We start from the raw sequence: 12,635 nt of genomic DNA, 5'->3' as shown, positions 1-12,635 counted from the left end.
AGGCTCCTTGTAAAGAAAATAGTGTAAAGAAATAGTAAAAGCCTCGCCCGATGGAAGTCCATCGGGCGAGGCTTTATTCGTTGACTTCTGGGCGGTGCTGACTAGACACACCAAGCACTAGATTCGGCTCGTGCGACTAATCCCAATGCCCGAGGCGGTGGTGGAGTCTTGCTCGTGAGGATAGAAGTAAACCGTGATGAAGACGCAGTCGCTCACCAGGTCAATTCGCCCGAGTTCAATCCGCGAGATTTTTACGCCCGTTCGCTGCTCAAGGTCAGCGATCAGCTCGTCGTATCGGCTAGGATGCACCAGATCGACGCGTTCGTAGAGAATCTCCTCGCGAGACTCCTGCGCCAGCAGCGGCATCGACTCAAGGAAGGCTGGGAGCATGGTCATGGCCGTATTCGCCGCAATCAATTCCAGCCAGCTTACTTTAACATTGGCGAGCGAATTGATTACCGAAATGCCGATGACCGTGAAAAGGTACGACATCTCCCGAATGGGCATCGTATCGGTGCGATAACGGAGCACGCCAAAAATGGCGAACAGGCCCATCGCCATGCCCATTTGGATTTCTAGCTTCTTGAGCGTGAAGCAGATGAAAAAGACCGTCGCGCTCAGCATGTAGAACGTGAACAGGTAGTCTTTACTTCGCGATCGGCGGTAGTAAGCAATGCGGACGAGCATCGTGACAACGAACATGTTGATCGCGAAGCGGCCAACCATTTTAAGGAAATCGTCGTCATACAGCGGGACTTCAAGCAGCTCCATTTAGATTGCGACCTCTCCGACCTTCGATTCCAGGGCTCTAAGTTTGCGCTTGAAACGGTTTCGCTTCAGCGTGGGATCCAACATGGCACTGCCTACACAGTACTTACTCACCCGCATTGGCGAAACGTGCGACTTCCGCAGCCACTGACGGATCGGAGATTGTCGCGTGGCACGCGCTTGCTTAACCTCTACAATCATCGCCCCCGGCACCTGCCGCAGTTGGTCACCCGCCTCAAAACGCAGATCGAGGTCGATGGTGACCCGCTCGATGCCCGCGAGGCCGACCAGCGTTATTCGGCTGAAATGCGTCCACATCTGCGGCAGCAGCTTTGGTGCCCGGCGATCAAGGGCCAGGACGAGCGACTCGGCCTCATCGGTCAATTGTTGGGTGATCGCCTCGATGGGAACCCGCTTTTTGATGGTCCGGCCGCGGTTGGTCTTCTGCTTCACCTCGAAAAACGAGATGTTCGAAGTGGCGTAATATCGCTGACGGAATTTAAAGCGATTGCTACGCCCGTTGTGGTGGGCCAAGTAGCAGTCGCGACCGGCGGTGTCGAAATACAGCGTGGTGTAGGCGGCTCTCCGAAACCCACCGACTTCAAGTACTCGGTACTGATCCGCTAGTTCGGTCAGCAGCAGCGGCAGATGGCGGGCGTCGGACAAGTACTTCGTATCGACCCGATCCATCAGCTTGACGGCGTCCATTTCATCGAGCGAAATGGGAGTCATTTTGGCCAATTGAAGGTCGATCATTTGCGACAAGTTGAGAGGTTCCTCGCTCATTAATTATCAAACCCCACACCCGTCTCGCCACCATCGCGGGAGCACAGAGAACGAAGGTCCTTGGCGTCCATGTCCTCGGACATGAAGTGCACCGACCCATCGCATGCCAGGCCGTGAGCACCACCAGGGTGATCCGAGAAAACACGTTCCTCCTCCCACACCTTGGGGGGAAGCTCGTCGTTGATACCCTTCTTGATGTGCGTGATATTGCCACCCAGGGCCCAGGCACCGGTCAAGCCTTTGACTTCGCCATCGCTGTTGACATCGGCGCCACGCCCGGTGCACTCGACCACCATCAGGGTGTTCGCTAGGCCGTCGGTGATGCGGTTCGTCGTCATGGCTGGCGGTTCGGTAATGGTGTCTTCGTTTTCCAGGCCCTTCGTACCGAGCAATACGCCTCGCTGGGGGCCATAGAGCTGCTTATCCTCGGGGTTGTCCTTGTAGCGATCGGGACCCGAGACGCCGAGGTAATCGATGCAGGCCAGCCCTTCCCCTTCTTGGCCACCCAGGTTTTGGATGCGTCCTTCAGGGCTGCGATGGGCTTCCAAGCTGGAAACGCTGGGGCAAAGGTAGATCGGAATGATCTGGCTCACTGCCGGCATGTTCTGGGGCGAAATCAGCTTGAATTTGAAGTCAATTTGATCGTAGAGGGCCTGTTGCTCGAGGTGGCCCAAGATGATGCACGCCCAGGAGTAGTCGAACGTATTGGGATTGCTTCGAGGGCCCGAGTATCGCTTTCCGGGCGGAAACTTCTTGTGCGCACTCTCGTGATTCAAGATGCCCAGGCCTACTTGGCGGAGATTGTTAGCGCAAGCCGAGCGACGGGATGACTCGCGAGCCATCTGAACTGCCGGCAGAAGTAAGGCAACGAGAATGCCAATGATGGCAATGACCACCAGCAACTCCACCAAGGTAAAGCCGCGAAACGAGCGATTCTTCGGGGTTTTCTTAAGCATCGGCCTGTAGGTGGGAAGGGTGGGAGGGGGGACTGGCGGGAGACTCGGTTATCCGTCTACCGAGAATTTTGTCTAATTCTTCACTGCATCTTAACAATTCGCAATGCAAGTTTCGCCTGTTTTTTGGAACTTATTTTGGAGAATCTCCCCTTGTGAGCTAACCCGGCGTGAGCGCCGCGCGATTGGGGTGATTGGAAGCTTCCCTATCGTGGCTTGTCCGCCACAGGGTCATTAGTGTCATGCATCCTGCTGGTGCCGGTCGATGGCGGCCAATCTCAGCAAGGTTAGAGGATTCACCCCACCCCCGGGGATTCGTATCGCCCAGGAGGGACCCAAACCCACGCGCGGCGTGAACCAAGGCGCAGGGCGAATCTCCCTCACGGCGAGAAGCTGCCGAAAAGCCCTGGAAATTCTGGAGTTTACCGCTTATCAGGCGACCTGCCATGCGTATTATTGCTGCGTCCTTACCGTTATTCTCTGTTCTTCACCTGCCGGCCGGTGCCACCGGGCGTGATCTCCTGTGTATAAATACCGTTCTTCCCGCAAAAGGTTTCGCGATTTCTACCAAGCTTACCGAGAAGGTAAATTAAAAACCCTCTCGGACGCCCGCCGCGAAAAGAAGTCGAGGCCCGCCGGCGACGAGCGCCGGCGATATCTGTGGGACTACATTGCCTGGCTAGCCCCCTACCGAGGGATGGCGCTCGGCCTGATGCTGCTTGCCCTGGTGGTGGCGGCGCTCGACATGCTCCAGCCGCTGTTCATGCGGTATATCATCGACGACGTGCTCCTGGCCGAAGGGATCGACCAAGGGGCAAAGCTTCGACTGCTCAACATCGCGGGGGCGTCGTTCCTTGGCATTATCCTTCTGGCCCGGCTGCTCGACTCGACGAAGAACGTCTACCAGCGGATCCTCAACGTCCGCGTGCTGATGTCGCTCCGCAAGGCGCTCTTCGAGCGAATGCTGGGCCTGCCGCTAAACGACCTCACCGACATGAAAACCGGCGGCATCATCAGCCGGCTTAGTGGCGACATCGACCTGACGACCGGGCTGATGCAGCTCGCTATCATCTCGCCGGGCGTCTCGCTCGTGCGGCTTTTGATCGCCGTGGGCATTCTGTTCGCCATCAACTGGAAGCTCGCCCTCTTGGCGATGGCCATCTTGCCGCCGGCGATTGGCCTCAGTCTGTACGTCGCTAGGCGAGTTCGACCGATCTATCGCGCGATGCGCGAAGAGAACTCCGCGAGCGACGCCCGGGTGAGTGAAACCTTCGGCGGCATTCGCGTCGTGCGTTCGTTCCAGCGTGAGAAGAACGAAGAAGCGGAGTACGTCAGCAATCGTCACCTGATCGTTCGCGAACAGCTTTTTGCACAATGGCGTGAGATTTTGCTCTGGAGCTTTTGGGGCTTCCTGCTCGCGTCGGCCAACGTCGTGATTGTCTGGATGGGTGGGGCGATGCAGATCGGCGGCAAGACCACGGTGGGCGATATCATGGCCTTCCAGTGGTACACGCTGATGCTGCTCGACCCCGTGTGGCAGATCGTCAATACGTTCTCGGAGACGCAGCGGTCGCTGGCCGGCATGGAGCGGGTATTCGAGGTCATCGACTCGCCGATCGACAAGCCGGACCGCGCTGGCGCCAAGGAAGCACCTCAGCGAGTCGACGAAATCGTCTTCGAGAACGTTGACTTCGAGTACAACGAGGGCCTGCCAGTGATTCGCGACTTCAGTGTCGTGGTCCCCGGTGGCAGCACCGTGGCGCTGGTGGGTCGCAGCGGGGCGGGCAAAACGACCATCACCGACCTGATCGCGAGGTTCCTCGATCCCACCGAGGGTCGCATTCTGCTCAATGGAACCGATCTTCGAGACTATCGTCTCAACTCCTTCCGCCAACTCTTAGGCGTGGTGCAGCAAGAGGTGTTCCTGTTCGATGGCACCGTGCACGAGAACATTGCGTATGGCAACCCCAAGGCTACGGAAGAGGAAGTAATTGACGCCGCTCGACGTGCGAACGCGCATCAGTTTATTGTCGACCTCTCCGATGGTTACGAAACGATGATCGGCGAGCGGGGCGTGCGACTGTCGGGTGGGCAGGCCCAACGGCTGTCGATTGCCCGGGCGATTCTGGCCGATCCGCAGATTTTGATTCTCGACGAAGCGACCAGCAGCCTCGACACCGAGAGCGAGCAACTCATCCAGCAGTCGCTCGACGAATTGATGCACTCCCGCACGACGTTCGTCATCGCCCACCGGCTGTCGACAGTCGCCGCCGCAGACCTCATTCTCGTGATGGAACGCGGCCAAATCGTCGAACGCGGCACGCACCACGAGCTGTTGAGCTTGCAGGGGGCGTACTACGACATGGTCACGCGGCAGCGCAACGCGATGGAAAGCGACGTGCTGCTATCAGGCAACTGAGCAGGACCAGTAGCGTGAAGACGGAACCTGGTTCCGGCACTTGGTTCCCGCCGATCGAATCCAAGGCCCCTGGGCCACCCGCGCTGCCGAAGTTAGTTTTCCACACCGTGTAATCATCGCCAGTTACGGTGCCGGGTGTGGAGTCGTTGGGCAGCGTGATGCTCGCCCCCAGGTTGTCACGCCATACGGTATAGTCGGCCAGGTTGACGGTGCCGTCGTTGTTGTAGTCGCCGGGGAGGCCGCCGATGACGTTCAAGGTCAGTGCCTGGGGACTGAAATCAAGCTGCCACTCGAGCCCTCCGCTGAGCGCGGGGAGGTTCGTGCTGCCGAAGATTGCGCTGATTTCACCCGACGAAGTGAGGAACTCAAACGAGTCGCCCGCCTGTGGGATAAATCCTTCGTCGAGAAACACGAGAAGGTCGCCACGAAGAATCGCAGGGCCTAACACATGCAGATTGTCGAAATCGCTTGTACCCCGCAAGATGACTTGTAGGTCGGCACCCGCTTGTTGCGTCAGCGGTCCGACCGTCGCGTTGTCGGCGAGCATGACGGAATTGGCCAGCAGCGTCACATCCCCCGTCACCGATGCGTCGTGGACACTCAACTCGCTAGCCCCGCCCACGGTCACGATGGGAGTCGTGACGTTGCCGCCGTCGCTGACAGTGAGCCTGCCGGTGCCTCCGACGCCAATATGGATTTGGGTGCCGGCTTCGAGAGTCGAGTTGGCGCCGGTGACGTTGATCGCCCCGGCGCTCGAAATCTCACCGATCCGAGTGGTCCCGCCCGATTCTGCTCGGCCACCCGCCCGGATGTCTAGGAAAGCGCCACCGGCGCGACCTACGACAATATCGCCGGCCACATCGAGCAAGCTCGCTGCGCCTGTGACGCTCGTCGTCGAGTTCGATCCCGGATCAAAGCTCTGCACGTAGATATCGGATCGGACCGCGCCGCCATTTAGCACATCGAGCGTTGCCGAGCCAAAGCGGCCGATGACTGCAAGTCCAGTCGAGATGAGCTCGGAGTTTGTGCCGTCGACGCGGACTTGGCCAAACTCATTGGCTTGACTGGCGACGAGGATGTTGCCCGCGTGCGTGAGCGCGCTGCCATTCGAGACGCGAAGGAAGCCCCCCTGGTCGCTCGCCGGATTGTTCAGGTCGCTGACGAACATGTCGTTGGCCGCAAAGACCCCGGACTGATTCGCGGCGTCGCCGACGTGCAGGCGACCGCCGTTGGTGGTGGTGACCGTTCCGACTTGTCCGGCCGTCGATCCGCCGAGCGTGAGATTGGTGCTCGTACGGAAGACCGAGTTGGCCCCGTCGACCGTAATGGTCCCCGTGCCGAATTCGCCAACACTGAAGCTCCCGACGCTGGCGTACGTACCGGCCGAGTTGATCGCGAGCGTCGCGCCCGGGCTGATGCCGGACGAGGCGGGGTTAGAGCGGTTGATCAATCCGCCGCTGACGGTGAGGAACTTGCCGCTGGGGGTCAGGAACGTGCCGCCCGAGATGTTGGCTACCGCGCCGGCGAAGAACGTGACGTTCCCCTTGGGGTCGAACGTGCCAGACTGCAGATTGAGCACAGCCTTGTCGTTGAAGGTGGTGATGCTGTTGGGGTCGGTGACCGAGAGCGTGCCGCCGCTCACGGTGAGGTTGACGGTGCGGTTGTTCGATCCTCCGCCGACGGTCAGCCCGGCGGGCCGGAGTTGAGCACCGCTGGTGACGGTCACGCTGGCCGTGCCGTTGTCTGTGCCGATGCGGAGACTATCGAGCGTGGCGATGGCGTTTGAGTTGATGCCGACGACTGCCTCACCGGATGCACCGCGGCCCCAGTCGCTCAGGCCGCCGGCGCTGTAGGTCGAGCCGTTGCCCGTGACGGTCAGCCCGGCGAGGTTGCCGCTACCGATGTCGAAGAAGCCGGCGAACGACGCCGTGCCGCCCCCTTGGACGATCAGTGCCGAGTTGCTGCTGAGCGCGCCAGTCGTGGTGCTTGTGAGAGTGCCGCCGTTGACGGTGAGCGTTTGGTTGGTGGTGTCGAGCGTTCCGCCGGTGATGTCGAGTCGAGCCAGCGCGTTGATCGTTGCGCCGGCGCGGTAGCGGAGCGTGCCGCTGATGAGGTCGGTGTCGGCGAAGTCGTTGTAGGTGGCCGCGCCGGTGACGTCGACGGTGCCGCCGTTGATGCTCATACCGATGAACCGACCGCTCGCGCCGCCCCCCATCAACAGCGTCTGTCCGATGTTGAGCTGCGAACTGGAGTTGACGTTGATCGAGGCGTTGCCCGATCCGTTGGCGATGTTGAGTTTTTGGACGTTGGCGATCGCTGAGTTGCTGAGATTGACGGTCGCCGATCCGCTCGCGCCGAGGCCCCAGTCGCTGACGGTCGAGCCAGCGGCCGTGAACGTGGTCCCCGCGCCGTTGAGATTAACGGTGTTCGCGCCACCGTTGCCGATATCGATAAAGCTCGTGCCGACGATGTCGGCCCCGGGCGTGAAGCCTCCGTTGGAGGTGTTGATGGTCGTGCCGGGGCTGAAGGCGAAGCCTTTGTTGAGCTGAAGCCGCGACGTCGCACCGTGGAGGTTCATCGTCGTGCCGGAGTTCATGTTCAGCGTGCCGCCCGAGTCGATCTGCAGGACCGCGCCGTCAAAGAGATTGACCCCGCCGGCGGCGTTGAGCGTGCCGCTGTTGAGGGTGAGTTTTGAGGTGTTGTAGAGTTCGACGACGCCGCTGGAAGTGAAGTCCGCGCCGCCGGTCAGGACGCCAGTGGCCGCACCTAAGAGTGTCAGGTTATTGGTGTTTAGCTGAAAGCCATTGAAGGTGGTCGTGGAGAAGGGCGAACCGCTATTACTACCCAGTCGGGTCAAGCCGTTGACGGTCAGGACGGCGTTGTTGGTTCGGGTGAAGGTGTAAGGCCCCACGGATTGGAGGTCGCCGTCAACGGCCATCGACGCAACGGTCGTATTTGCCGAGAGGTCGACCGCCGACCGGAGGATCGTGGGGAAGCCGTTTAACCTTGGGAACTCAGCCGCGTCCGAGGGACCGGGCTGGGAAAACCCGAGCCAGTTTCCGCCGAAGTTCCAGTCACCGGAAATCGTGCCCAGCCAGTACGCTGGTGCCTGCTGCGGGACCGACGCCGCGAGAGCGGCGAGAAGTACGGCAAGGACGCGGGCCCATGTGACGCGGAGAGACGAGTTGTATTTGTCGATGGTGATTAGCACAGGGAAACCTATGGGTTGGCTGATACTTAATACAAGTAGGGGAGCGGTTGCTCGAGAGTTTGCATCCGGAGGAATAGGGCTCGACCCAAGACGTTACCTCTGAGTTCCGCTCTCTATGAAGATTCCGCGCCCCTAAAGCTGCAGGACGAAGTAATTCCCATAGCAGCAACTATTCACACTCGCTGCGCTTCCGCCGAATGCGCACTCATCCGCCCGAGAAAACCTAACAGCACCAGCGCGATTACCAGGCTTCCCGGTTCAGGCACTTGGTTCCCGCCGATTGCTTCCAAGTCTCCTGGGCCCGCCGAGCTGCCGAAATTGGTTTTCCACACACCATAGTCGTTGCCAGTGACGGAGCCGGGCGTGGAGTCGTTCGGCAGCGTGACGCTCGCCCCCAGGTTGTCGCGCCATACGGTGTAGTCGGCAAGATTCACGAGGCCATCGCTGTTGTAGTCACCGGGGGTGCCGGGGCCGGTGATGCTGAGAACGCCAGTTGTGTAGAGCTGCGTGGTGTTCCACGCCAAGCTGCCGGCGAGGGTGGGTAGCGTTAGGTTGGCGAAGGTTCCAGTGATGGAACCCCAATCAAAGACGTCGAACGACTGCCCGGCAGTGGGCACCAAGCCAATCCCCAGCGACACGGTCAAATCGCCCGCGAAACTGGCAGCCCCCGTGACATTCAAGTTGTCGAAGTCGCTAGTGCTTCGCAGGTTCACGAGGAGGTCGGCGCCGGCCTGTTGCGTGAGCGAGCCAATTGTTGCGTTGTCGAAAGACATGGTCGAGTCGTCCCGCAGCGTTACACCTCCTGTGACTGACGAGTCAAACACGCTCAACAGCCCGCGGTTGTCGATACTGGACTGCACGACGCTCGACCCCGATACGTTCATGGTGCTTGCGCCGTTGACCGTGACGTTGGCGGCGGTTGCTACGCCTCCCGAGTTGACATTCAGTGAGCCGGTGCCCAGATTGCCTACCGTCAGGGTGTTGGTGACTTCCAATCGAGAGTTGGTCCCGCGGACCACGATCACACCGGCACCGCCGGCGAATTGGCCGATGTTGGTGACGTTGGCAACAGTCTTGCCGCCGTTCTCGATCTCCAATTCGCCCTCACTGAACAATCCGACGGTCAAGAAATCGGTGGTCACTACCGAGCCGTCACCGGTGATGGCCGCCGTGCCGTGCCCCCCTGCTTCGGATCCTACCTGAAACTGGCCGGTGGCGTTGATCTTGCCGCCGGCCTCGATGATGGCGACGCCGCGGCCCCGCTCGGCAACAAAGACCGTGTCCGCGGTAAGCATCGAACCAGCCCCGGTTACGACCAAGCGGCCCGTTTGCGAGTTGTCGCGCGACAGAAAAACTAGCCCCGGCGTGGTGACGGTGCTGCCGCTGGCGATGGTGAGCAGTCCACCTGCGTCGGCAGAGATGGGGTCGTTGTCAGCTACGGTGATGCCGTTGGGGAGCGGACCGGAGCCATCCCCCACGGCGAGACTGCCGCCGCTGGTGAGGGTGAGGGAACTGGCACGGTCCAGCCCGAGGTTGCTCGTAGCCCGCAGCACGCTGTTGGCACCGTCGATGTTGATGGCGCCCGAGCCGGTTTCGCCGAGGCCCGCATTGGTGTTGAGAGAGGTGACCGCACCGCCGTTCTGGATGTTGATCGCGCCGAAGCCTTCGTTGCCGACTTTGATCGCGTCGCCGACGGCGAGCAGCGAGCTTGGTCCGCTCACGGTGATCTTGCTTTGACTGGCCGGGGTGGATCCGGAGATGTCGACTAGCGGTGCTCCGACGCGTCCGCCGGCCAGCACCTGGAGATCGCCGCTGCCGCCGGTGAAACCTAAGAAAAGAATACCGCCGACGTCGAAGCGAGAATTCTCGCCGGTGACGACGACCGTGCCGGAGGTATTGGCGTTGGGAGCAATGGGGGCTACCGAATGGTGGTTGAGCCTGCTGCCGCTGGAGACGATGAGGTGGCCCGCGGCATTGGCAGTGCTGTCGCCGACAATCAATCGATCGGTGGCGAACGGCCCGGAGGTGCTGTTGCCCACCTGGACCGCTCCACCAGCGGTGGTAGTGATCGAGCTACCGTTCCCTTCGATCCGGAGACCGCGGTTGGCCTTCATCCGGCTGCCGGCTCCGTCGATCGTGACGACCGCCGCGCCGCCTGCGGTACCAAGCTCCGCACCGTCGGAGACGTACTTTCCACCGCTATCGATGTTGAGGGTTCCTGTGCCTGCGTAGCCGAGGTAGGTCGTCGTGTCATTGACGGTCGAGCCGGTGCCAAAGACCACGATGCGGCCGCTCTTCCCAGCGTTTTCGCCGACGCTGAAACCCGAATTGCTGTTGGTGAGCGTGGCGCCGTTGCGGACGAAGATGGTTCCGCCGTTAGTGGCGTTGCTGCTCGAGTCTTCAACGTAGCTGTAGCTGTTGTCGACAATAGTGGAGGCCAAGTCGCCGACGTTGAGACGCGTACCGGGATTGATGGTGAGGCTGCCCGCTCCGCCGCCGACGACGCCGAGGGTGAGGTTGTCGGTGACGTTCATCTTCGAGGCGCCGAGGAGCGACACGGTGCCGCCATTCAGCGTGGCCGACTGCCCGACGCCGAAGAACGTGTTACCACCGGTTTGGATTTGCGTGCCAGTGCCGGTGTTGAGATTCCCCAGAATGTTGAGTCCCGGATCGACACCCACGGTGGCCAGCTGGGCGTTGCCGGTGAGATTCAGGTCGCCGACGATCGCTACGTTGCCGGTTTGCGCCGAAAAGTCGCCAACGGGATCGCTGATCGTGAATACCGTTCCTTGCCCAAGATTCGCGTCGCCCGAGATGTTCGCCTGACCGCCGTCGAAGAACAGGTTGGCGGAAGCTCCTGGCTGGCCGCCGGTAACGAGATTGCGGGGGTTAAGTTGCCCTCCCGAGGCGATGTTGACGGTCGCCGATCCCGCGGAAGCAATGCGGAGGTCGCCGATGTTGACCCGCCCCCCCGTTCGAATGTCGGCGGTCATCACGTCCAACGGTGCGGAGCCCCAGTCGGTGATAGTGGCCTCGCTGGGCGAGTTGACCTGGCCGTTCAACTCGACCAGCAGCGAGCCTGCGCCGATATCGAAGTTGTCGGCCACGTTGAACCGGGCTAAGGTGCCGCGGACTTCGATGCCGGCGCCAGCAGCGAGTTCCTGCCCGCCGGTGTTCGAGTCCTGATACACGCCTTCGTTAATAATCAGCTTCTTGCCGCTGGCGATGTTGAGCGTGCTGCCGAAGGCTCGTTCGAATCGGCTCCCCTCGTTGAAGGTGGCGTTCTGATTGAAGCTAATCGTTGAATTGAGGTCGGAGTCCAGAACGGCCTTGTTGTTGAACGTACTCGTGCCATTGAAGGTGACGAAGTTCTCGTTGCCAAAAAGAGCCGGATTACCGGCGTTTAGAAGGACGATTCGATCGGCTGCGGTGCCCCCCGCGGTGAAGGCGCCGTCCACGGTTAGATAGGCTCCTTGGGTGACGGTGACGGACGAGGTTCCACCGCCTTCGCCCATGCGAAGATTAAAAAGCGTCGCCTGCCCGCCGTTCTCCAGCTTAACCGTTGCATTACCCGTTGGGGTTCGGCCCCAGTCACTCGTGCCGCCCGCTGTCCACGTGCTACCGGCGCCTTTGATGCTAACGGTGCTGGAGCCCGTGTTGCCGATGTCAATATACCCATTACCGAAGACATCGGCCCCGTTGGCGATGAGCACCTCGGAAGCGTTGTTGAAGTTGAACCCGTTATTGATGGACACCAAGCTGGTCGGCGCTAAAGCCCGAATAAGCGTTCTTTGTCCGAGCGTCGTATTCTGGCCGATGCTTAATTTCCCGGATATTTCAGCTCGCGATTCAAACCCCATCTCCAGCGTTCCGGTGGTGACGCTCAGCTCCGCCGCTGGGTCGATGGAGAGAATGTTCGTGAACACCACTCGCGCGTTGTTCTGCACGTTGAGTCGCGTGAATCCTTGGACGCTGAGGTTGCTCGTGTTCAGGTGAAAGCCGTTCAACGTCACGGAGTTGGGGATTCCCGAAGCGAGGTTGTCGAATTCGGAACTACCCGTGACCGTCAGCACCGAATTATTAGTGCGCTGAAAGACATACTCCATGTCTGGCGGGTGATAGCTAGTGTTCAACCCCAAGATGGTGGCGTCGGCATCAAGGTTGACCGTGGCCCGCAGAATGTGGCTATGGCTGCCAAAGAAGACCGTATCCGTCGGTTCGGGTATCCCGATCCCCAACCAGTTACCGGCGGTCCACCAATCGCTACTGAAGGTGCCGTACCAGAGCTCTTGCTCCGCTCGGGCGGAGGTGCCGATCGTCGCCAAGACCACGAGCGTCAACGCAAACGAGAAAGTTAGAGTACGACGCATCCCGTGAAACTTTTCGATACGGGCGAGAGTTCGCTGATTCATTTTGCAATCCGCAAGGAGGTGATTTGGTTAGAACGAACGCTTCGCCTGTCGTGCGGAGGAAGATGAACGTGTCGCGTGCTCCCTAT

The 12,635-nt window shown here is 60.4% G+C and carries 6 protein-coding genes; 1 reads left to right on the top strand and 5 read right to left on the bottom strand.

Translation table 11 applies throughout. The features are described from left to right. Window positions 1–117 precede the first annotated feature (117 nt). From SH292x_RS15250 to SH292x_RS15240, 3 genes are read right to left on the bottom strand one after another with little or no spacing between them, the layout of a single operon-like run. On the bottom strand, window positions 118–771 hold the full coding sequence (locus SH292x_RS15250) for a DUF4956 domain-containing protein (RefSeq protein WP_442481871.1): 654 nt from the start codon (window positions 769–771) through the stop codon (window positions 118–120). Then, window positions 772–1,554 carry a polyphosphate polymerase domain-containing protein gene (locus SH292x_RS15245; RefSeq protein ID WP_442481870.1) on the bottom strand — a complete coding sequence of 261 codons (783 nt, stop codon included), beginning with the start codon at window positions 1,552–1,554 and terminating at the stop codon, window positions 772–774. It lies immediately after the preceding gene. Beyond that, window positions 1,554–2,510: a DUF1559 family PulG-like putative transporter gene (locus SH292x_RS15240; protein ID WP_442481869.1), complete on the bottom strand. Its 957-nt coding sequence runs from the start codon at window positions 2,508–2,510 to the stop codon at window positions 1,554–1,556. The genes SH292x_RS15245 and SH292x_RS15240 overlap by 1 nt, the downstream gene beginning before the upstream one ends. 694 nt (window positions 2,511–3,204) lie before the next feature. Between SH292x_RS15240 and SH292x_RS15235 the strand changes: the two genes are divergently transcribed. After that, window positions 3,205–4,926 (top strand): ABC transporter ATP-binding protein, encoded by a 1,722-nt coding sequence (locus SH292x_RS15235; protein WP_442481868.1) that lies wholly within the window; start codon window positions 3,205–3,207, stop codon window positions 4,924–4,926. Here SH292x_RS15235 and SH292x_RS15230 read toward each other — a convergent pair. Both SH292x_RS15230 and SH292x_RS15225 read right to left on the bottom strand, forming a co-directional pair. Continuing rightward, window positions 4,874–8,137, bottom strand: coding sequence for a beta strand repeat-containing protein (locus SH292x_RS15230; RefSeq protein WP_442481867.1), 3,264 nt, complete (start codon window positions 8,135–8,137; stop codon window positions 4,874–4,876). The two genes, SH292x_RS15235 and SH292x_RS15230, sit on opposite strands and share 53 nt — an antisense overlap. A 173-nt stretch (window positions 8,138–8,310) precedes the next feature. Beyond that, on the bottom strand, window positions 8,311–12,549 hold the full coding sequence (locus SH292x_RS15225; protein WP_442481866.1) for a beta strand repeat-containing protein: 4,239 nt from the start codon (window positions 12,547–12,549) through the stop codon (window positions 8,311–8,313). Between the last annotated feature and the right edge of the window lie 86 nt (window positions 12,550–12,635).

Origin of the sequence: Aeoliella fuhlenseeensis (assembly GCF_052161615.1) — a bacterium.
Taxonomy (GTDB): domain Bacteria; phylum Planctomycetota; class Planctomycetia; order Pirellulales; family Lacipirellulaceae; genus Aeoliella.
Note: the sequence above shows the minus strand (reverse complement) of the source record. Positions and strands in the feature narration are given on the sequence as shown.